This is a genomic window from Bacteroides caecimuris, assembly GCF_001688725.2.
GTDB classification, from domain to species: Bacteria; Bacteroidota; Bacteroidia; order Bacteroidales; family Bacteroidaceae; genus Bacteroides; species Bacteroides caecimuris.
Window position 1 is genome coordinate 298902 of the sequence record NZ_CP015401.2, and the last position, 21411, is coordinate 320312.

Genomic DNA, 21411 nt, shown 5'->3' on the forward strand with positions numbered 1-21411 from the left:
GATGGCAAAAGATTATATCTTAGAGAAGCGCAAATTTGTAATCGGAGGCATTGCTATCTCCATTGTTTTGATTTATCTGATACGTCTTTTTGTATTACAGATTACGACCGATGACTACAAAAAGAATGCTGACAGTAATGCTTTTCTGAATAAGATCCAGTACCCCTCGCGTGGCGCTATTTATGACCGGACCGGTAAACTATTGGTATTCAACCAGCCGGCATACGACATAACAATCGTGCCAAAGGAAGTAGAGAATCTAGATACACTTGATTTATGCCAATCGCTGAATATCACCCGTGCACAGTTCCTCAAAATAATGAGCGACATGAAAGACCGTCGCCGCAATCCGGGATATTCCCGCTATACCAACCAGTTATTTATGTCGCAACTTTCAGCGGAAGAATGTGGTGTCTTTCAGGAAAAGCTGTTTAAGTTTCGTGGCTTTTATATCCAACGGCGTACCATCCGTCAATATTCGTACAATGCTGCCGCTCATGCTTTGGGAGATATCGGAGAAGTCTCCGCAAAAGAAATGGAAGCGGATGAAGAAGGATACTACATTCGTGGGGATTATGTCGGCAAGTTAGGAGTCGAGAAATCGTATGAGAAGTATCTGCGTGGCGAGAAAGGGATTGAGATTCTGCTTCGCGATGCACACGGGCGTATCCAGGGACATTATATGGATGGTGAATATGACCGTCCTTCCGTTCCCGGCAAGAACCTGACATTGAGTCTGGATATTGACTTGCAGATGCTGGGCGAACGTTTATTAAAGAATAAGATTGGAAGTATCGTGGCTATCGAACCGGAGACCGGAGAAATCCTTTGTCTGGTATCCTCTCCCAATTATGACCCGCATTTGATGATTGGCCGCCAGCGTGGTAAGAACCATCTGGCCTTGCAACGTGATATAACCAAACCGCTTTTGAATCGTGCCCTGATGGGGGTGTATCCTCCGGGATCTACTTTCAAGACAGCGCAAGGACTGACATTCCTGCAAGAAGGAATCATAGCCGAACAGAGTCCGGCATTTCCTTGTTCACATGGATTCCATTATGGAAAACTGACAGTAGGCTGCCATACTCACGGATCTCCCTTGCCACTGATTCCGTCTATTGCCACATCGTGCAACTCCTATTTCTGTTGGGGACTGTTCCGTATGTTTGGCGACCGTAAATACGGTTCGCCGCAAAACGCCATTACGGTCTGGAAAGACCACATGGTTTCGCAAGGATTTGGCTACAAATTGGGAGTTGATTTGCCGGGAGAGAAACGGGGCTTGATTCCGAATGCGCAGTTCTATGATAAAGCCTATCGCGGACATTGGAACGGACTGACAGTAATCAGTATCTCTATCGGACAGGGGGAAATTCTATCCACTCCTCTTCAGATTGCTAACCTGGGGGCAACCATTGCTAACAGAGGGTATTTTGTAACACCGCATATTGTAAAGGAAATACAAGACAATCAGTTGGACAGCATCTATCGCGTACCACGCTATACCACTATTGAGAAAAGACATTATGAATCAGTCATACAAGGGATGCGTGACGCAGCTACCGGAGGAACTTGCCGTATGCTGTCAGGGATGGTTCCGGATTTGGAAGCCTGTGGAAAAACGGGTACTGCGCAGAACCGCGGACACGACCACTCGGTATTTATGGGCTTTGCACCGATGAACAAACCGAAGATAGCTATTGCCGTCTATGTAGAGAACGGCGGATGGGGGGCTACTTACGGGGTTCCTTTTGGCGCACTGATGATGGAACAGTATTTGAAAGGCAAGCTCTCGCCGGAGAATGAGTTGAGGGCGGAAGAATTTAGTAACAGAGTGATAGTATATGGTAACGAGGAACGATAGTTTGTGGAAAACGCTGGACTGGGTAACGATTTTTATTTATCTGCTCCTGATTGTTGGCGGATGGTTTAGCGTCTGCGGAGCCAGTTATGACTATGGTGAACGCGACTTCCTCGACTTCTCGACCCGTGCCGGCAAGCAGTTCGTGTGGATTATCTGTTCCTTCGGGCTCGGATTCGTGCTATTGATGCTGGAAGACCGTATGTATGATATGTTCGCGTACATTATATATGTGGGGATGATTCTCTTGCTCATTGTTACCATCTTCATAGCGCCGGACACTAAAGGATCACGCTCCTGGCTTGTCATGGGACCTGTGAGCCTGCAACCCGCCGAGTTTGCCAAGTTCGCTACTGCCTTGGCGTTGGCCAAATACATGAATTCATATTCATTCAGTATCAAGAAAGAAAAGTGTGCCTTTATCCTGGGATTCATCATTCTTCTCCCGATGTTATTGATTATCGGTCAGCGGGAGACTGGGTCTGCATTGGTTTATCTTGCTTTTTTTCTGGTTCTTTATCGTGAAGGAATGCCGGGAGTAGTGCTTTTTGCGGGCGTATGTGCGGTAATCTACTTTGTGGTCGGCATTCGTTTTGATGAGATTTTTATCGCCGATACTCCTACACCGCTTGGAGAATTTATCGTATTACTATTGATCTTATTATTTGCCGGTGGCATGGTGTGGGTGTATCGCAAGAAATGGTTTGCTACCCGCAATATCATTGGTGGAAGTTTGGCTATATTACTGATTGCTTATTTAATATCCGAATATTGGGTACATTTTAGCCTCGTTTGGGTGCAATGGGCGCTTTGTATTGTGGTGATAGGTTATCTGATTTATTTGGCATTAAGTGAGCGGAAACGTACTTATTTCCTGATTGCCTTGTTTACAATCGGTTCTATCGGCTTCCTGTATTCCAGTAATTATGTATTTGATAATGTGCTCGAACCGCATCAGCAAGTCCGTATCAAAGTAGTGCTCGGGCTGGAAGAAGATTTGACCGGTGCCGGATACAACGTGAATCAGTCCAAGATTGCCATCGGTTCCGGTGGGTTGACAGGAAAAGGGTTCCTGAATGGTACGCAAACAAAATTAAAGTACGTGCCCGAACAAGATACCGACTTTATATTCTGTACAGTGGGTGAGGAGCAAGGATTTGTCGGTTCGGCTGCTGTTCTGTTGGCTTTCCTTATTTTGATTTTACGATTAATCTTCCTGTCCGAACGGCAGACTTCCAACTTTGGGCGGGTTTATGGATATTCGGTCGTCAGTATTTTCCTTTTCCACTTATTTATCAATATTGGTATGGTGCTGGGGTTAACTCCAGTTATCGGTATTCCATTGCCTTTCTTCAGCTATGGAGGTTCCTCTTTATGGGGATTTACGATATTGCTGTTTATCTTCTTGCGCATTGATGCGGGACGTGGCAGAAGACTCTAATCTTACTGCCTCTCAATACGGATGCCTACATCGCTCAAGCCTTGTAACTTTTCATCTTTCATTCCGTTGATCACTTTAATCGTGTAATTTCCGGAGTGCAAGGGGAGGACGGACTTGATGAAAGTTTCCGATTGGAAAATGCTTCCCCATCCGTGTCCCATCCATCTTCCGGTAGAGTCAGCCAGGCTGAAAGCTATCGTGTCAGTGCGCCATACCGTAGAATCCTGTAGATTCTGACTGATAAATAAATGGAGGTCATGATAAGGATATCCGATACTGTTGCGGACTTCCGCAAAAAGCCGGAGAGTAGTCGGCACACTGTCAGTTATGGGAATCTGAAAAGAGAGTGTATCACTCTTTCCCCATCCCTCGTTGGGAAGGGATTGATAAGAGTGATACACCGTATGTTCGTTGCAGGCTGTCAGTAAGCAAGCACTGAATAGACTCAATATACTATTCTTGAGTAGACTTTTCATTAGTTGACTGTTTCTCCTGATTCTGATTTCTTTCCGGTCTGGAAGGACGCTCGTGGTTGGGACGACGTTCTTGACGTTCTTGACCTTGTTGTTCACGTTGACGGTCTTGTTGCTGCGGACGTTCCTGATTCGACCGTTCCTGTCCTTGTGGACGTTCCTGATTTGAACCTCTTTCCGGACGTCTGTTTTCGTTGTTCCGTCCCTGGTTCTGTCCTCTGTTCCGGTTGTTGTTATTGTTATTTCTCGGTCGGTTGTCTCTTTCCCCTCTGTTGCCGTTTTCTGACTGCTGCGGGCGGTTTTCATTCTCCCGTTGCGGTTGTTGCGGACGATTGCCACCTTCCGCTTGCTGTTGCGGGCGGTTCCCGTTATTATTGTTTCCTTTTTTCTTCTTTTTATTATTCCGGTTAGCGTTATTGCCGCCCTCTTTATTATTCCGGTTGCGGTCGAAGCGGGTAACACTTTCCTGTTCCAGCAAGTCAACTGGTTTTCTCGGTTCCGCTTTCTTTTCTTCTTCGAGCAAACTGTCCGGTTTCATCCCTTTCTTATTCATGGAGATTACTTCAAACGCACGTTTGCCGCTGATGGTGACCAGGTTGGCTGGGAAGTTTTTATCCGTAGAGTAAGAAACCTGATTACTTAGAATGTCCGCTTTGAAGAAATAGAAAGTACCATCTTTCGTTTCTAGCTCTATCTCTCTTGATGGGAGACGTTTTTGAGCTTCCACATAACAGTCCACTTCGTAGTTCAGACAGCATTTCAGTTTAGCGCATTGTCCGGCAAGTTTCTGCGGATTCAATGAGATATCCTGAAAACGGGCTGCACTGGTAGAAACAGAGACGAAGCTCGTCATCCACGTAGCGCAGCAGAGTTCGCGTCCACAAGGACCGATTCCGCCGATGCGTCCTGCTTCCTGACGGGCACCGATTTGTTTCATTTCGATACGTACGCGGAATGCTTCGGCCAATACTTTAATCAGCTGCCGGAAGTCTACCCGCTCATCGGCGATATAGTAGAAAATAGCTTTGTTGCCATCCCCCTGATACTCCACGTCTCCGATTTTCATATTCAGATTGAGATTCAACGCAATCTGACGCGCACGAATCATCGTAGCGTGTTCTTTGGCTTTGGCTTCGTTGAACTTTTCCATATCTACTGGCTTAGCTTTCCGATAGACACGCTTGATTTCCGTATCTGCCTTGAAGTTTGCTTTCTTCATTTGCAGCGGAACGAGCCGGTCGGTCAATGTAACCACTCCGATGTCATGACCGGGAGCCGCTTCAACGGCAACGATATCTCCTTTTTCCAGTTTAATCTTGTTGCTGTTCCGGAAATATCCCTTCCGGGTATTCTTGAATTGCACTTCCACCATGTCACTCTCTTCCGCATTGCCCGGAATGTCCGCCAGCCAATCGTAGGTGTTCAGCTTTTTATCTTGTCGGGAGCATCCTTTGCAGCAAAGGCCGCCGCTTCCATTATGAAGTTTATATTCCATAAGTTTATATATTTATTATTGCTTCAACAGTACAATCATTTTCAGCGAGAAGTCGAAGAATACCATTTTAGCATTTACGTTCTGTTCTATATGTAGTTGCGCTTCGCTTAATTCGTCCATGATGCCCATCACGTTTCGTTCGTTGACAAAAGGAGCAAAGCGGGTTGCAAAATTCTGTTCATTAATCGTCATATACGTCAGGTCGCGCTGGTGCAGGTTGAAGATAAAATTTTCCCGAATCATGCGTTGGCAATATTCCAGGAAGTTCTTCTGACGTTCACGTCCCATGCCCGCCACTTGCTCGCTCCACATTTTCATCTCCCTGATTTTCCGTTGGTAAGACAACCGCATCAGGCTGACAAACAAGTCAAAAAACAACTGGTTCTCTTCATTCAAATGAACCGTTTCGAGTGCCTTGATAAAATTCCCGTTTGCCAGATGGGCAATGGAAATACTGGCGGCAGGCAAAATGTTATATTTCGTCTGTAATACCCGGTCGATACTGGCTTCATCAATCTTCCGTACATTCATGCGCTGGGTACGGCTTAGGATAGTGGGCAGAATCATGTCCGGTGCTTCCGATACTAATAAGAAAACCGTTTTCTCGGGCGGTTCCTCAAGCAACTTCAGCAGTTTGTTGGCACATACCGGATGCATTTTTTCCGGCAACCATACAATCGTAATCTTAAATCCTCCTTCGCTGGATTTCAGGCTAAGTTTTTTTAGGATTTCGTCACTCTCTTTGGCGTAAATCAATGCCTGTGAGTTTTCCGCATCCATCTCTCCCAACCAGTGATTGAGGTTAAAGTAAGGATGATTGATAACAAACGACCGCCAGTCGGCAATATAATCATCGCATACTTCCTTTTTCCCTTTTGCGCTTTTCACGATAGGGAATACGAAATGTACGTCGGGATGCACCAATTTATTGAATTTCACGCAGGACGGACACGTTCCGCAGGCATCAGTCTTTCCCCGATTAGTGCAACTGATGTAACGTGCGTATGCAATAGCCAACGGCATTTTCCCGACCCCTTCCGGTCCGCAAATCAGCTGGGCATGTGGAATACGCCCCTCATTCACTTCCTGAATGAGCCGTTGCTTGATTTCTTCTTGTCCGATTACGTCTCTGAAAAACATATCAATAAATGATTTTGGCTACTTCTTTGATACTGTCTACTGCTCCGATAGAGTAGAAATGAATACTCGGCACTCCATGAGCCATCAACTCCTTGCATTGGGATACACACCATTCGATGCCTACCTGCTCGGCTTCCGCGTCATTCTTGCACTTCAACGCTTCTTTCACCAAGTCTTCCGGCAAGTCCACTTTGAAAGTCTTTGGAACCATGCTTAGTTGAGACAGTTTCTTGAACGGCTTGATTCCCGGAATGATAGGTATATTGATACCTGCCGCCTTCGCCTGCTCTACAAACTCAAAATATTTCCTGTTATCGTAGAACAACTGTGTCACGGCATATTCCGCTCCGTTCTCCACTTTTTTCTTCAGCCAGTAAAGGTCTGTCTCGATATTAGGCGCTTCTTCGTGTTTCTCCGGATAACAAGCCACCCCGTATGAAAACGGTGTATTGCTGACTTTCATCTCCGAACCATCCACAAAAATGCCTTTATTGAAATTATTGATTTGTTCCTGCAACTCGATAGCATGATGATAACCGTCGCCTTCCGGTGTAAATGCCGACTCATGTTTCGCTTTGTCACCACGCAATACCAGCAATTCTGTGATATTCAGAAATTGCAGGTCGAGTAGCACATACTCGGTTTCTTCACGTGTGAATCCGCTGCACAGAATATGCGGGACTACTGTAATATTGTATTTATTCTGGATGGCGGCAGCCACGGCAACCGTTCCCGGACGCCTTCTCAAGCGGTTTCTCTGAAACAATCCGTTACCGAGGTCTTTATACACGTATTCGCTGCGGTGGGTAGTGATATTGATATATTTCGGGTCAAATTCCCGAAGCGTATCGATTGTCTGATATAACTTTTCTATTCCCGTTCCTTTCAGCGGTGGAAGTATCTCGAAAGAAAAAGCGGTTTTCTTGTTGCTATGTATTAAATCAATTACTTTCATTCTTTTTTGCTAATGTTCGTTATCTATTTGGATTAAACGTGCATATTGGGACAAAAATACGAAAAAAGAAAGATTTCTTCTTGATTTACTCTAAAATAGTTTTGTTTTTATCGTACTATTATAGATAAAAGAGGAAATATCCCCTATAAGATATGCCTTCTCTTATCTAATCATTATATATCAGAATTTATTTTTCGATGCAGAAGTATTAATAACATGAGTGCTACCTTTGATATGGCAGAAAAGTTGATAGCAGCATTTTCTGTTTTCCTGCCATCATCTTCTCTAAATCCTATATTCAATACCTAATGCAGGTTATTTTCAACTTCCCAGTGTGACCTAACTGATTTGAGTATGGTAATTGGCTCAGGTTCCAATAAGCCTTATGAAGATGTAATACTTATTGGGCGTTTGCTCTGGTTATGGAGTTGCTTTCTTAATCCTCCCACAGGAATTATTTCCCTTTTTTGCCCTCATGCTCTCATATCTCCTCCCAATCCCTTTATTCATCGTGCTTTCCGCTATTAGGGCAAGTATGATAGCATAGTGAGGGCAGGCGTTTGCCCTCACTATCCGAATTTCCCTTTTTTGATTCAATCCGTTGATTGATAATGATATATGTCGTTTTTGCACCTCTGCAAGCACTCCTCTGTTTTTGGGGCATTTCGCGTTTTTTTTATCGCTTGAATGCCTGATATATGCCTCAATTGCCGGCTTTTGCCAAGTATAGTTATATCGTATCCGCCCTCTTCCTTTTGCTTGTTTCCATATACCGTGTATTAGTCCCACATATTGTGGGAAAATATTCCCGGGCGCTTGGGAAAAGTTTCCCTACTGCTTGGGAAAATATTCCCTATTAATTGGGAACAAATTCCCATAATATGCGGGAATACTTTCCCACAATATGTGGGACCACCGGAACTAACGGATCTCTTCAATCAACAATCCGTTGTCTTATCTACCTTTTTTCTCTTGTTTATCCCTTTCGCTCTATTCTTTTCATGTGTGCGATTCTTCGCATGCGCACGCGTGTACCCGCATGCAATATAATAATGTGCATTTCCTTTACCGCTTCCTATTCAATCCTTTTATGATAAAGAAAACATGTTCTACAACATCATTCTCTTTCAGCACTTTAGCAAAATCCTTCAAAAAAACTTCGAAAAAAGATCCTGATATATTTGGAGTATATGTGAAAAGGGCCTACTTTTGCACCCGCTTTCCAAGAGAAGAAAGCCTTGTAAGATTGACTTAGTGAAAAAGCGCGTCTTGGTCTTCAACATAAGAACAAAAAAACTTCGAAAAAGTTTTGGAGGATATAAAATAAAGTTCTTATCTTTGCAGTCCGATTCGTAAAGAAAGCGTCCTTTGTTTCTTTTCTTTTATACATTCTTTCCCTTTCGCAAAGAGAGCCTGAGAAATGAGTAAAAAGAAAAAATGAAAAAAACTTCCGAAAAAGTTTGGCGGTTAAAAATAAAGCGCTTACCTTTGCACCCGCTTTTGAAACGAAAGCGACAAGTTCTTTGAAATATTGATAAACAATACAAGTAGTACAAGTAAAAAATAGAACCGTCAATACTTGTCTTAATGTAGCAATGCATTATGAGACACAGGTACTTGAAAAGAGTCAATGAATTTACGGCGTCCTGAACAGAGCAAAAGACATCCTAACGGATGATTAAAGATACTTTTACAATGAAGAGTTTGATCCTGGCTCAGGATGAACGCTAGCTACAGGCTTAACACATGCAAGTCGAGGGGCAGCATGGGAGTTTGCTTGCAAACTTCCGATGGCGACCGGCGCACGGGTGAGTAACACGTATCCAACCTGCCGATAACTCGGGGATAGCCTTTCGAAAGAAAGATTAATATCCGATAGGATATCAAGGTCGCATGATCTTGATATTAAAGAATTTCGGTTATCGATGGGGATGCGTTCCATTAGTTAGTTGGCGGGGTAACGGCCCACCAAGACGACGATGGATAGGGGTTCTGAGAGGAAGGTCCCCCACATTGGAACTGAGACACGGTCCAAACTCCTACGGGAGGCAGCAGTGAGGAATATTGGTCAATGGACGAGAGTCTGAACCAGCCAAGTAGCGTGAAGGATGACTGCCCTATGGGTTGTAAACTTCTTTTATATGGGAATAAAACAGGGTATGCATACCCTCTTGTATGTACCATATGAATAAGGATCGGCTAACTCCGTGCCAGCAGCCGCGGTAATACGGAGGATCCGAGCGTTATCCGGATTTATTGGGTTTAAAGGGAGCGTAGGTGGATTGTTAAGTCAGTTGTGAAAGTTTGCGGCTCAACCGTAAAATTGCAGTTGAAACTGGCAGTCTTGAGTACAGTAGAGGTGGGCGGAATTCGTGGTGTAGCGGTGAAATGCTTAGATATCACGAAGAACTCCGATTGCGAAGGCAGCTCACTGGACTGCAACTGACACTGATGCTCGAAAGTGTGGGTATCAAACAGGATTAGATACCCTGGTAGTCCACACAGTAAACGATGAATACTCGCTGTTTGCGATATACGGTAAGCGGCCAAGCGAAAGCATTAAGTATTCCACCTGGGGAGTACGCCGGCAACGGTGAAACTCAAAGGAATTGACGGGGGCCCGCACAAGCGGAGGAACATGTGGTTTAATTCGATGATACGCGAGGAACCTTACCCGGGCTTAAATTGCACCTGAATAACGTGGAGACATGTTAGCCGCAAGGCAGGTGTGAAGGTGCTGCATGGTTGTCGTCAGCTCGTGCCGTGAGGTGTCGGCTTAAGTGCCATAACGAGCGCAACCCTTATCTTTAGTTACTAACAGGTTCTGCTGAGGACTCTAGAGAGACTGCCGTCGTAAGATGTGAGGAAGGTGGGGATGACGTCAAATCAGCACGGCCCTTACGTCCGGGGCTACACACGTGTTACAATGGGGGGTACAGAAGGCAGCTACCTGGCGACAGGATGCTAATCCCCAAAACCTCTCTCAGTTCGGATCGAAGTCTGCAACCCGACTTCGTGAAGCTGGATTCGCTAGTAATCGCGCATCAGCCATGGCGCGGTGAATACGTTCCCGGGCCTTGTACACACCGCCCGTCAAGCCATGAAAGCCGGGGGTACCTGAAGTACGTAACCGCGAGGAGCGTCCTAGGGTAAAACTGGTAATTGGGGCTAAGTCGTAACAAGGTAGCCGTACCGGAAGGTGCGGCTGGAACACCTCCTTTCTGGAGAGATGCCGTAATGATGGCTTTTTCAAGGTTCTGTTTTTGTACTACTGGTACTTGTTTATTTATAAGATATAGATCAACCATCTATAGAAGTATAGATAGAGATAAACAAGAGAAACAAGAAGCCGAGTCTAACGCACAGGTAGACAAGGTTGAACTAGTCCTATAGCTCAGTTGGTTAGAGCGCTACACTGATAATGTAGAGGTCGGCAGTTCAACTCTGCCTGGGACTACTCCGAAACTCTTTTGGGGGATTAGCTCAGCTGGCTAGAGCATCTGCCTTGCACGCAGAGGGTCAACGGTTCGAATCCGTTATTCTCCACAGTCTCTGAAAAGAGAAACGATCTTTGACATGATGTACAAGAAGTAAAATAAAAAGTAAGAGCTAAAAGTATATATCAAACCGTACGTGTCCGGGTATGCAATATTGGCGGCCGGAAGCGATTCCACACCAATACCAATACACGGACAGAACGTTTGAAAGAAAGTAAGCAAGGGCGCATGGCGGATGCCTTGGCTCTCGGAGGCGATGAAGGACGTGATAAGCTGCGATAAGCTCCGGGGAGGTGCAAATAACCTTTGATCCGGAGATTTCCGAATGGGACAACCCGGTGTTCTGAAGGAACATCATCCATCCTAGATGGAGGCTAACGCAGGGAACTGAAACATCTTAGTACCTGCAGGAAAAGAAAATAATAATGATTCCCCTAGTAGTGGCGAGCGAACGGGGATTAGCCCAAACCAATGTTGTTACGGCAATATTGGGGTTGTAGGACCACGATGTCGCAAGAAGTTTAGTGAGAAGAACCCTTTGGAAAATTGGACCATAGACGGTGATAGTCCTGTATTCGAAGCTAAACGAAGCGTAGTGGTATCCTGAGTAGCGCGGGACACGAGGAATCTTGCGTGAATCTGCCGGGACCATCCGGTAAGGCTAAATACTCCCGAGAGACCGATAGCGAACCAGTACTGTGAAGGAAAGGTGAAAAGCACTTCGAACAGAAGAGTGAAATAGTCCCTGAAACCGTGCGCCTACAAGCGGTCGGAGCTTCGTAAGAAGTGACGGCGTGCCTTTTGCATAATGAACCTACGAGTTACTTTTTCCGGCAAGGTTAAGCATCTTGAGATGCGCAGCCGAAGCGAAAGCGAGTCTGAACAGGGCGCCCAGTCGGAAGGAGTAGACGCGAAACCAAGTGATCTACCCTTGGTCAGGTTGAAGGTTAGGTAACACTAACTGGAGGACCGAACCGATAAGCGTTGAAAAGCTTCCGGATGAACTGAGGGTGGGGGTGAAAGGCTAATCAAACTTGGAGATAGCTCGTACTCCCCGAAATGCATTTAGGTGCAGCCTCGGGAATTACTACTGTGAGGTAGAGCGACTGATAAGATGCGAGGGCTTCACCGCCTATCAAGTCTTGATAAACTCCGAATGCGCAGTAGTCCTATCCCGGGAGTGAGGGCATGGGTGCTAAGGTCCATGTCCTAAAGGAGAAGAATCCGGACCATCAGCTAAGGTCCCGAAATAATTGCTAAGTTGAACTAACGAAGTCAGATTGCTAAGACAGCTAGGATGTTGGCTTGGAAGCAGCCATTCATTTAAAGAGTGCGTAACAGCTCACTAGTCGAGGAGTTTGGCGTGGATAATAATCGGGCATGAAGCAATTTACCGAAGCTATGGGATGTGCAAACATCGGTAGGGGAGCATTCCACTCCGCGTCGAAGGTGAAGCGTGAGCTTTGCTGGAGCGTGTGGAAAAGCAAATGTAGGTATAAGTAACGATAAAGGGGGTGGGAAACCCCCTCGCCGAAAGACTAAGGTTTCCTGATCAACGCTAATCGGATCAGGGTTAGTCGGGTCCTAAGGCTCAGCCGAACGGTGATGCCGATGGCAGAACAGGTTAATATTCCTGTACTACCTTTCAGAGTGACGTGGAGACGGAGCAGTGACAGCGCCGCGGACTGACGGAATAGTCCGTTGAAGGGTGTAGATTTTGATCTTTGCAGGCAAATCCACAAAGAGAGTCGAACCTGATAGTATACCAATTCCTCCGGGAAACGGTAATAGCGCGTGTAAACATACTCCCAAGAAAATCCGCTAAACTTAATCTTTAAGGTACCCGTACCGCAAACGGACACACGTAGTCGGGTTGAATATACTAAGGCGCTTGAGTGATTCACGGTTAAGGAACTAGGCAAACTGACCCTGTAACTTCGGGATAAAGGGTCCCAACGAGAGTTGGGCGCAGAGAATAGGTCCAGGCAACTGTTTAACAAAAACACAGGGCTGTGCCAAATTGAAAGATCACGTATACAGCCTGACACCTGCCCGGTGCTGGAAGGTTAAGAGGAGATGTCATCGCAAGAGAAGCATTGAATTGAAGCCCCAGTAAACGGCGGCCGTAACTATAACGGTCCTAAGGTAGCGAAATTCCTTGTCGGGTAAGTTCCGACCTGCACGAATGGTGTAATGATCTGGACACTGTCTCAACCGTGAGCTCAGTGAAATTGTAGTATCGGTGAAGATGCCGATTACCCGCGATGGGACGAAAAGACCCCGTGAACCTTTACTATAGCTTAACATTGAATTTGGGTAATTGATGTGTAGGATAGGCCGGAGACTTCGAAGCAGGTACGCCAGTATTTGTGGAGTCGCTGTTGAAATACGGCCCTTTGATTATTTGAGTTCTAACTCTTGGATAAGAGGACACTGTTTGGTGGGTAGTTTGACTGGGGTGGTCGCCTCCAAAAGTGTAACGGAGGCTTCTAAAGGTGCCCTCAGGACGATTGGTAACCGTCCGCAGAGTGTAATGGCATAAGGGCGCTTGACTGGGAGACAGACAGGTCGATCAGGTAGGAAACTAGAGCATAGTGATCCGGTGTTTCCGCATGGAAGGGACATCGCTCAAAGGATAAAAGGTACTCCGGGGATAACAGGCTGATCCCTCCCAAGAGCTCATATCGACGGAGGGGTTTGGCACCTCGATGTCGGCTCGTCACATCCTGGGGCTGGAGAAGGTCCCAAGGGTTGGGCTGTTCGCCCATTAAAGTGGCACGCGAGCTGGGTTCAGAACGTCGTGAGACAGTTCGGTCTCTATCTATCGTGGGCGTATGAAATTTGCGTGGCTCTGACACTAGTACGAGAGGACCGTGTTGGACTGACCTCTGGTTTACCAGTTGTGCCGCCAGGTGCATCGCTGGGTATCTAAGTCGGGATTGGATAAGTGCTGAAAGCATCTAAGTACGAAGCCAGCCACAAGATTAGATTTCTTAGGGTCGTCAAAGACGATGACGTTGATAGGATGCAGGTGTAAAGGTGGTAACATCATAGCCGAGCATTACTAATTGCCCGTCCACTTTCTTTCAAATATGTACCGGTTGGGTATATACGTTTAGCGGATTATTCTTTCGCGAATAATACTTTATATTTTACTTTTCATCATGTCATAACCTTATTCAGGTGGTTATAGCACGAGGGTTCCACCTCTTCCCATTCCGAACAGAGAAGTTAAGCCTCGTCACGCCGATGGTACTGCGTAACAGTGGGAGAGTAGGTAGCCGCCGTTTTAAAGAAGAATCCCCTTGATTCAGGAATGAGTCAAGGGGATTTCGGCGTTTATGCACTTTTCTGAAAGGCTGCTTTGGAGATGCAAAGCACATAATAGCTATTAAAAAAGTGAATATTTACTGATAATTTGTATGTTATGAGGATATTTATTTGTATCTTTGTCGCCCGAATTGTAAGCTAACGATTTAAAAAGAGAGAAGCTTTGGGAAAATTTGATAAATACAAAATTGACTTGAAAGGCATGCAAGCAGACTCTGCTAAGTATGAGTTTGTATTGGATAACCTTTACTTCGCTCACATTGATGGTCCTGAAGTTCAGAAAGGAAAGGTCAATGTTACATTGACTGTGAAAAGAACCTCTCGTGCTTTCGAACTGAGTTTCCAAACTGACGGTATGGTATGGGTACCATGCGACCGTTGTCTGGATGATATGGAGCTACCTATCAGTTCTTCTGATAAACTGATGGTAAAGTTTGGTCATGAATATGCAGAAGAAGGTGACAACCTGATTGTGATTCCCGAGGAAGAAGGGGAAATTAACGTTGCATGGTTCATGTATGAATTTATTGCACTGTCTATTCCGATGAAGCATGTACATGCTCCCGGTAAGTGTAATAAAACGGTAACTAGTAAATTGAACAAGCATTTGAAAACAAATGCGAATGAGGATAGCGATGATACTTTCGACACAGGTGGAGATGACATCGTAATTGAGGAAGAAGTGGAGGAACAAATTGATCCTCGCTGGAATGAATTAAAAAAAATATTAGATAATAATTAAAGTTTTAAGAAAATGGCACATCCTAAGAGAAGACAATCAAGTACGAGACAAGCGAAGAGAAGAACTCATGATAAGGCAGTAGCTCCTACATTGGCTATTTGTCCGAATTGCGGTGAATGGCACGTTTACCACACAGTATGTGGCGCTTGTGGCTATTACAGAGGTAAGCTTGCTATTGAGAAAGAAGCAGCTGTATAATTAGTACAGTTATACTGAAAACAGCCTGAGGGTAAAGCTCTCCGGCTGCTTTAAGTATTATAATATTGCTAATTTAAAATAGGTTTGATGGAAAAAATAAATGCAGTAATCACAGGAGTCGGCGGGTACGTTCCCGATTATATCTTAACTAACGACGAGATATCAAAAATGGTGGATACCAACGACGAATGGATTATGACTCGTATCGGAGTAAAGGAGAGACGTATTCTGAATGAGGAAGGATTAGGTAGTTCATACATGGCACGTAAAGCTGTCAAACAGTTGATGAAGAAAACTGGTGCTAATCCTGATGACATTGATTTGGTTGTTGTCGCTACCACTACTCCTGACTATCACTTCCCTTCTACAGCTTCTATTCTTTGTGATAAACTCGGACTGAAGAATGCGTTTGCTTTTGATTTGCAGGCTGCTTGTAGCGGTTTCCTGTATTTGATGGAGACAGCTGCTAATTTCATCCGTTCGGGAAGATATAAGAAAATTATCATTGTCGGTGCCGATAAGATGTCGTCAATGGTTAACTATACAGATCGTGCTACATGTCCTATCTTTGGTGACGGTGCTGCTGCCTTTATGGTGGAACCGACTACGGAAGATTACGGAATCATGGATTCGATACTGAGAACAGATGGCAAAGGATTGCCTTTCCTCCACATGAAAGCTGGTGGTTCGGTTTGTCCTCCCTCTTATTTCACGGTAGACAATAAAATGCACTATTTGCACCAGGAAGGAAGAACAGTGTTTAAATATGCTGTATCCAACATGTCGGATGTATCTGCTGCTATTGCAGAAAAGAATGGTCTGACAAAAGATAATATCAACTGGATTGTTCCGCATCAGGCGAATGTCCGTATTATCGAAGCCGTGGCTCACCGTATGGAGGTGCCAATGGATAAAGTGTTGGTAAATATTGAACATTACGGTAACACCAGTGCTGCTACTCTTCCTTTGTGTATCTGGGATTATGAAGATAAACTCAAGAAAGGTGATAATATCATTTTCACTGCATTCGGTGCCGGATTCACATGGGGCGCAGTTTACGTGAAATGGGGTTATGACGGAAAAAAGGAATCGTAACGTAAGTTACCGAACTATAATACTCAAAAACGCATCCTATTTCGATTCGATGCGTTTTTTTGTCTCAACCAATAAAATGAAGAGAAATGCATAAAGCAGGTTTTGTAAACATTGTAGGAAATCCGAATGTCGGAAAATCGACATTGATGAATGTCTTGGTGGGTGAACGTATTTCGATTGCTACCTTCAAGGCGCAGACAACTCGTCACCGGATTATGGGAATCTATAATACGGATGAAATGCAGATTGTTTTTTCCGATACTCCGGGAGTATTGAAGCCCAATTATAAACTACAGGAGTCGATGCTGAATTTCTCTACTTCGGCATTGACGGATGCGGATATCTTGCTTTATGTGACTGACGTGGTGGAGACACCGGATAAGAATAGTGAGTTTATGGAGAAGGTGCGTCAGATGACGGTGCCCGTGCTCTTGCTCATCAATAAGATAGATCTTACAGATCAGGAAAAACTGGTAAAACTGGTGGAAGATTGGAAAGAACTGCTTCCCCAAGCCGAAATTATTCCGATTTCTGCTACATCAAAGTTCAATGTGGACTATGTGATGAAACGAATCAAAGAACTGTTGCCCGATTCTCCTCCTTATTTTGGAAAGGATCAGTGGACAGACAAGCCTGCCCGTTTCTTCGTGAATGAGATTATCCGGGAAAAGATTTTGCTCTACTACGACAAGGAGATTCCTTATTCGGTAGAAGTGGTTGTAGAGGAGTTTAAGGAAGAGCCGAAGAAGATTCATATTCGTGCGGTGATTAACGTGGAACGTGATTCGCAGAAAGGAATTATTATCGGTAAACAGGGCAAGGCGTTGAAGAAGGTTGCTACTGAGGCTCGCCGCGAACTGGAACGTTTCTTTGGAAAAACTATTTTCCTTGAAACGTATGTGAAAGTGGATAAGGATTGGCGTAGCTCGGATAAGGAGCTGCGTAATTTTGGTTATCAGTTAGATTAAGAGTATTCATGCGACTGTGATAGTCGTGAAAAAACAAGGTATTGAACTATGGGTAATTTAGTTGCAATTGTAGGACGTCCGAATGTGGGCAAGTCTACCTTATTTAACCGTCTGACGAAGACTCGTCAGGCTATTGTGAATGAAGCAGCGGGTACAACCCGCGACAGACAATATGGCAAGTCCGAGTGGCTGGGTCGTGAGTTTTCCGTGGTGGATACCGGCGGATGGGTGGTCAATTCGGATGATATCTTTGAAGAGGAAATCCGCAAGCAAGTGTTATTGGCAGTGGATGAAGCGGACGTTATTTTGTTCGTTGTGGATGTGATGAACGGAGTGACTGATCTGGATATGCAGGTAGCGGCTATTCTGCGCCGTGCTAATAGTCCGGTGATTATAGTTGCCAATAAAACGGATAATCATGATTTACAGTATAACGCTCCTGAGTTTTATAAACTAGGATTGGGCGATCCGTATTGTGTTTCTGCCATGACAGGAAGTGGTACGGGTGATTTGATGGATTTGATTGTCAGCAATTTCAAGAAGGAGTCTTCTGAAATCTTGGATGATGATATTCCTCGTTTTGCTGTGGTAGGACGCCCGAATGCAGGAAAGTCTTCCATTGTAAATGCGTTTATTGGGGAAGAACGTAATATCGTGACAGAGATTGCAGGAACTACCCGTGACTCGATCTACACTCGTTACAATAAATTCGGATTTGATTTTTACCTGGTAGATACGGCAGGTATCCGTAAGAAAAACAAGGTAAATGAAGACTTGGAATATTATTCGGTGATTCGTTCGATTCGTGCTATCGAAGGTTCGGATGTTTGTATTCTGATGTTGGATGCAACGAGGGGTATTGAAAGCCAGGACCTGAATATCTTCTCTCTGATTCAGAAGAACCAGAAAGGATTGGTAGTCGTGATTAATAAATGGGACTTGGTGGAAGATAAATCAGTGAAAGTGCAGAAGACATTTGAAGAAGCTGTCCGTTCACGTTTTGCTCCGTTTGTCGATTTCCCGATCATTTTTGCTTCTGCATCGACCAAGCAACGTATTCTGAAAGTGCTGGAAGAAGCACGTAATGTATATGAGAACCGGACGACAAAGATTCCGACAGCTCGTTTGAATGAAGAAATGCTTCCGTTGATCGAGGCTTATCCGCCTCCCTCAAATAAAGGTAAGTATATCAAGATTAAATACATCACACAGCTGCCAAATACGCAAGTGCCTTCATTTGTCTATTTTGCCAACTTGCCGCAGTATGTGAAGGATCCGTACAAACGTTTCCTCGAAAATAAGATGCGTGAGAAATGGAATCTGACAGGTACTCCGGTTAATATTTATATTCGACAGAAGTAAAGTTCACCACAGATTAACACAGATTTCCACAGATTAAAAATAAAATACGGGCTAATCAATTTACAAGTTTTGTATCATTTGATTAGCCCGTATTCTTTATGAAATATCTGTGGAAATCTGTGTTAATCTGTGGTGAACCTATTTCTCCAACTGGAAATCTTTTCTGCGTAAAACGAAACTGTTACTCAAGTATTTTTCGCGCACAATCTGATTCTCCGATAATTCTTCCGGTGTTCCCTGGAAAAGAATCTTTCCTTCGAACAGTAGATAGGCGCGGTCGGTGATACTAAGTGTTTCCTGTACGTTGTGGTCGGTAATCAGGATTCCGATATTCTTGTCTTTCAACTTCCAAACAATTTGCTGGATATCTTCTACGGCAATCGGGTCTACACCGGCAAAAGGTTCGTCAAGCATGATGAATTTGGGGTCGATGGCAAGACAACGGGCAATCTCCGTACGGCGGCGTTCACCTCCGGACAACTGGTTACCTTTGTTTTTGCGTACCTTTTGCAGACGGAATTCTGCTATCAGGCTTTCGAGTTTCTCCTTTTGATATTCTTTGGGCTTGTTAGTCATTTCCAGTACGGCGGCGATATTATCTTCCACACTCATCTGGCGGAAAACGGAAGCTTCCTGTGCAAGGTAGCCGATTCCTGTTTGCGCCCGTTTGTAAACCGGATATTTGGTAATCTCCAGGTCGTCGAGGAAAATACGTCCTTCATTCGGAGTAATCAGCCCTACAGTCATATAGAATGAAGTTGTCTTACCGGCACCGTTCGGTCCCAGCAAACCTACAATCTCACCTTGCTTCACATTGATGGAAACGTGGCTCACAACGGTTCGTTTACCGTACTTCTTAACCAGGTCTTCCGTGCGGAGCACCATCTTGCTTTCTTCCATATTCTAGTTATTTTGCGGCAAATGTAGTAAAAATAAGCTGAAATAATGTACATTTGCAGACAAATAGTGTGAGTTATGATAAAAGCATTGAGAACCGTCGGAAGATATTTCATGCTGATGGGACGGACTTTTTCCCGTCCTGAACGTATGCGTATGTTCTTCCGGCAATACCTTAACGAGTTGGAGCAACTAGGTGTGAACTCCATCGGCATCGTGCTGCTGATTTCGTTTTTCATCGGCGCGGTTATTACCATCCAGATCAAGTTGAATATCGAAAGTCCGTGGATGCCTCGCTGGACAGTGGGGTATGTGACACGTGAAATTATGTTGCTGGAATTTTCTTCCTCCATCATGTGTTTGATTCTTGCGGGAAAAGTAGGATCGAATATTGCTTCGGAATTAGGAACGATGCGGGTGACGCAGCAGATTGACGCGCTCGAAATTATGGGTATCAATTCGGCAAACTATCTGATTCTGCCTAAGATTACGGCGATGGTAACTGTGATTCCTATTTTAGTGACGTTCAGTATCTTTGCCGGAATTATTGGTGCTTTTTGCACCTGTTGGTTTGCCGGGGTGATGAATGCGGTCGATCTGGAATATGGATTGCAATATATGTTTGTGGAGTGGTTTATTTGGGCTGGTATCATCAAATCCCTCTTTTTCGCGTTTATTATTGCAAGTGTGTCTGCTTTCTTCGGATATACGGTAGATGGTGGATCGATTGCTGTGGGAAAGGCTTCTACGGATGCCGTAGTATCCAGCAGTGTATTAATTCTGTTTGCGGACTTGATATTAACTAAACTTTTGATGGGATGATTGAGATTAAAGGACTTTATAAATCATTTGATGATAAAACGGTATTGAGTGATATCAATGCTGATTTTGAAAATGGAAAGACGAACTTGATTATCGGTCAGAGTGGCTCCGGTAAGACGGTATTGATGAAGTGTATTGTAGGATTGCTCACTCCAGAGAAAGGGGAAGTCTTGTATGACGGACGTAACCTTGTCTTGATGGGGAAGAAGGAGAAAAAGATGCTTCGCAAGGAGATGGGGATGATTTTCCAGAGTGCGGCTCTGTTTGACTCGATGACGGTGTTGGACAATGTGATGTTTCCGTTGAATATGTTTAGCAATGATACTTTGCGTGAGCGTACCAAACGGGCGATGTTCTGCTTGGATCGTGTGAATCTGGGGGAAGCGAAAGATAAGTTTCCGGGAGAAATCAGTGGGGGGATGCAGAAGCGTGTGGCTATTGCACGTGCGATTGCCCTGAATCCGCAATATTTGTTTTGTGATGAACCCAACTCGGGACTTGATCCGAAAACGTCATTGGTGATTGATGATCTTATCCACGATATTACTCAGGAATATAACATGACGACCATTATCAATACGCATGATATGAACTCTGTATTGGGAATTGGCGAGAAGGTGATTTATATTTATGAAGGACATAAAGAGTGGGAAGGAACAAAAGATGATATCTTTACCTCAACCAACGAACGGCTGAATAACTTTATCTTTGCTTCAGACTTGCTCCGTAAGGTAAAGGACGTGGAAGTGCAGGGAATGGAAGGGTAATAAAAAACTTCTGTCATCGGGTGACAGAAGTTTTTTTATTAGCTATATTAGCGTCGGCAATTAAGCTCTAGGTCTAGCTTCTTTAACTACCATTGTACGGCCCATGTATTCAGCTCCGTTTAATTCAGCAATAGCTTTTGCAGCTGCAGCGTCGTCTTCCATTTCGATGAAAGCGAATCCTTTCGATCTGCCTGTTTCGCGGTCCATAATAATTTTAACTGATGACACTGCTCCGTAATCCTCCATCACTTGTTGCAGATCTCCTTCCTTAACGCGGTAGTTAAGGTTTCCAACATAAATGTTCATAATGAAAATGATAAAAAATAAATAAATGAATAAATAAAACTCTCTGGACAGATGGTTACTAA

At 44.5% G+C, this 21411-nt stretch carries 16 protein-coding genes, 2 tRNA genes, 3 rRNA genes and 1 pseudogene; 14 read left to right on the top strand and 8 right to left on the bottom strand.

Going from position 1 to position 21411, the window contains the following annotated elements; translation table 11 throughout:
- The first annotated feature begins 1 nt into the window (after window position 1).
- Window positions 2-1864, top strand: coding sequence for a penicillin-binding transpeptidase domain-containing protein (locus A4V03_RS01075; RefSeq protein ID WP_065537625.1), 1863 nt, complete (start codon window positions 2-4; stop codon window positions 1862-1864).
- Window positions 1845-3302: a rod shape-determining protein RodA gene (gene rodA, locus A4V03_RS01080; protein WP_065537626.1), complete on the top strand. Its 1458-nt coding sequence runs from the start codon at window positions 1845-1847 to the stop codon at window positions 3300-3302. Before A4V03_RS01075 ends, rodA begins: the two co-directional genes overlap by 20 nt.
- Before the next feature lie 2 nt (window positions 3303-3304).
- Here rodA and gldH read toward each other — a convergent pair whose 3' ends face one another.
- The 6 genes and pseudogenes from gldH to A4V03_RS01105 all read right to left on the bottom strand — a co-directional run bounded on the left by gldH (window position 3305) and on the right by A4V03_RS01105 (window position 8154).
- Window positions 3305-3778: a gliding motility lipoprotein GldH gene (gene gldH, locus A4V03_RS01085; protein WP_065537627.1), complete on the bottom strand. Its 474-nt coding sequence runs from the start codon at window positions 3776-3778 to the stop codon at window positions 3305-3307.
- Window positions 3756-5270, bottom strand: coding sequence for a PSP1 domain-containing protein (locus tag A4V03_RS01090; protein ID WP_065537628.1), 1515 nt, complete (start codon window positions 5268-5270; stop codon window positions 3756-3758). Before A4V03_RS01090 ends, gldH begins: the two co-directional genes overlap by 23 nt.
- A 15-nt stretch (window positions 5271-5285) precedes the next feature.
- A complete protein-coding gene (locus tag A4V03_RS01095) occupies window positions 5286-6410 on the bottom strand; it encodes a DNA polymerase III subunit (RefSeq protein WP_065537629.1) in 1125 nt (374 codons plus the stop codon).
- Window position 6411: 1 nt separating this feature from the next.
- Entirely contained in the window at window positions 6412-7365 is a 954-nt protein-coding gene (metF, locus tag A4V03_RS01100; protein ID WP_065537630.1) for a methylenetetrahydrofolate reductase [NAD(P)H], read from the bottom strand.
- Between the two features lie 209 nt (window positions 7366-7574).
- Window positions 7575-7742 (bottom strand): annotated as a pseudogene (locus A4V03_RS20585) (ISAs1 family transposase); the annotation flags it as partial.
- 43 nt (window positions 7743-7785) lie between these two features.
- A complete protein-coding gene (locus A4V03_RS01105; RefSeq protein ID WP_065537631.1) occupies window positions 7786-8154 on the bottom strand; it encodes a hypothetical protein in 369 nt (122 codons plus the stop codon).
- 903 nt (window positions 8155-9057) lie between these two features.
- Between A4V03_RS01105 and A4V03_RS01120 the strand changes: the two genes are divergently transcribed.
- The 10 genes from A4V03_RS01120 (at window position 9058) to der (ending at window position 18557) form a co-directional block, all read left to right on the top strand.
- Window positions 9058-10586: ribosomal RNA gene (locus tag A4V03_RS01120) — 16S ribosomal RNA — on the top strand.
- 162 nt (window positions 10587-10748) lie between these two features.
- Window positions 10749-10822: transfer RNA gene (locus tag A4V03_RS01125), tRNA-Ile, on the top strand.
- A 15-nt stretch (window positions 10823-10837) separates the two neighbouring features.
- Window positions 10838-10911, top strand: a tRNA-Ala gene (locus tag A4V03_RS01130).
- A 159-nt stretch (window positions 10912-11070) separates the two neighbouring features.
- Window positions 11071-13950, top strand: a 23S ribosomal RNA gene (locus A4V03_RS01135).
- A 91-nt stretch (window positions 13951-14041) separates the two neighbouring features.
- Window positions 14042-14152, top strand: a 5S ribosomal RNA gene (gene rrf, locus A4V03_RS01140).
- The 16S, 23S and 5S rRNA genes sit together here with 2 tRNA genes alongside, the layout of an rRNA operon.
- 203 nt (window positions 14153-14355) lie before the next feature.
- Complete coding sequence (locus tag A4V03_RS01145) at window positions 14356-14934, top strand: YceD family protein (protein WP_065537633.1); 579 nt, start codon at window positions 14356-14358, stop codon at window positions 14932-14934.
- A gap of 12 nt (window positions 14935-14946) precedes the next feature.
- On the top strand, window positions 14947-15132 hold the full coding sequence (rpmF, locus tag A4V03_RS01150) for a 50S ribosomal protein L32 (RefSeq protein ID WP_004296852.1): 186 nt from the start codon (window positions 14947-14949) through the stop codon (window positions 15130-15132).
- Window positions 15133-15219: 87 nt separating this feature from the next.
- Window positions 15220-16227 (top strand): beta-ketoacyl-ACP synthase III, encoded by a 1008-nt coding sequence (locus A4V03_RS01155; RefSeq protein WP_065537634.1) that lies wholly within the window; start codon window positions 15220-15222, stop codon window positions 16225-16227.
- Between the two features lie 86 nt (window positions 16228-16313).
- Window positions 16314-17195 carry a GTPase Era gene (gene era, locus A4V03_RS01160; RefSeq protein WP_065537635.1) on the top strand — a complete coding sequence of 294 codons (882 nt, stop codon included), beginning with the start codon at window positions 16314-16316 and terminating at the stop codon, window positions 17193-17195.
- A gap of 48 nt (window positions 17196-17243) precedes the next feature.
- Entirely contained in the window at window positions 17244-18557 is a 1314-nt protein-coding gene (gene der, locus A4V03_RS01165; protein ID WP_065537636.1) for a ribosome biogenesis GTPase Der, read from the top strand.
- 138 nt (window positions 18558-18695) lie between these two features.
- On the opposite strand, the gene lptB is transcribed toward der, so the two are convergent.
- A complete protein-coding gene (lptB, locus tag A4V03_RS01170) occupies window positions 18696-19457 on the bottom strand; it encodes an LPS export ABC transporter ATP-binding protein (protein WP_004308626.1) in 762 nt (253 codons plus the stop codon).
- Window positions 19458-19532: 75 nt separating this feature from the next.
- Here lptB and A4V03_RS01175 point away from each other — a divergent pair, with 75 nt between their 5' ends.
- The gene (locus A4V03_RS01175; protein ID WP_004308627.1) at window positions 19533-20276 is read left to right on the top strand and encodes an MlaE family ABC transporter permease; all 744 of its coding nucleotides are present in this window, start codon (window positions 19533-19535) and stop codon (window positions 20274-20276) included.
- Window positions 20273-21043: an ABC transporter ATP-binding protein gene (locus tag A4V03_RS01180; RefSeq protein ID WP_065537637.1), complete on the top strand. Its 771-nt coding sequence runs from the start codon at window positions 20273-20275 to the stop codon at window positions 21041-21043. The genes A4V03_RS01175 and A4V03_RS01180 overlap by 4 nt, the downstream gene beginning before the upstream one ends.
- 60 nt (window positions 21044-21103) lie before the next feature.
- Here A4V03_RS01180 and A4V03_RS01185 read toward each other — a convergent pair whose 3' ends face one another.
- Window positions 21104-21349, bottom strand: a complete 246-nt coding sequence (locus A4V03_RS01185) for an RNA recognition motif domain-containing protein (protein ID WP_065537638.1) — start codon at window positions 21347-21349, stop codon at window positions 21104-21106.
- Window positions 21350-21411 lie beyond the last annotated feature (62 nt).

Excerpts from the sequence above, each read along its gene's own strand:
- A4V03_RS01075 (WP_065537625.1), top strand. The coding sequence starts at position 2 with ATGGCAAAAGATTATATCTTAGAGAAGCGCAAATTTGTAATCGGAGGC.
- rodA (WP_065537626.1), top strand. The coding sequence starts at position 1,845 with ATGGTAACGAGGAACGATAGTTTGTGGAAAACGCTGGACTGGGTAACG.
- gldH (WP_065537627.1), bottom strand. The coding sequence starts at position 3,778 with ATGAAAAGTCTACTCAAGAATAGTATATTGAGTCTATTCAGTGCTTGC.
- A4V03_RS01090 (WP_065537628.1), bottom strand. The coding sequence starts at position 5,270 with ATGGAATATAAACTTCATAATGGAAGCGGCGGCCTTTGCTGCAAAGGA.
- A4V03_RS01095 (WP_065537629.1), bottom strand. The coding sequence starts at position 6,410 with ATGTTTTTCAGAGACGTAATCGGACAAGAAGAAATCAAGCAACGGCTC.
- metF (WP_065537630.1), bottom strand. The coding sequence starts at position 7,365 with ATGAAAGTAATTGATTTAATACATAGCAACAAGAAAACCGCTTTTTCT.
- rpmF (WP_004296852.1), top strand. The coding sequence starts at position 14,947 with ATGGCACATCCTAAGAGAAGACAATCAAGTACGAGACAAGCGAAGAGA.
- A4V03_RS01155 (WP_065537634.1), top strand. The coding sequence starts at position 15,220 with ATGGAAAAAATAAATGCAGTAATCACAGGAGTCGGCGGGTACGTTCCC.
- era (WP_065537635.1), top strand. The coding sequence starts at position 16,314 with ATGCATAAAGCAGGTTTTGTAAACATTGTAGGAAATCCGAATGTCGGA.
- der (WP_065537636.1), top strand. The coding sequence starts at position 17,244 with ATGGGTAATTTAGTTGCAATTGTAGGACGTCCGAATGTGGGCAAGTCT.
- lptB (WP_004308626.1), bottom strand. The coding sequence starts at position 19,457 with ATGGAAGAAAGCAAGATGGTGCTCCGCACGGAAGACCTGGTTAAGAAG.
- A4V03_RS01175 (WP_004308627.1), top strand. The coding sequence starts at position 19,533 with ATGATAAAAGCATTGAGAACCGTCGGAAGATATTTCATGCTGATGGGA.
- A4V03_RS01180 (WP_065537637.1), top strand. The coding sequence starts at position 20,273 with ATGATTGAGATTAAAGGACTTTATAAATCATTTGATGATAAAACGGTA.
- A4V03_RS01185 (WP_065537638.1), bottom strand. The coding sequence starts at position 21,349 with ATGAACATTTATGTTGGAAACCTTAACTACCGCGTTAAGGAAGGAGAT.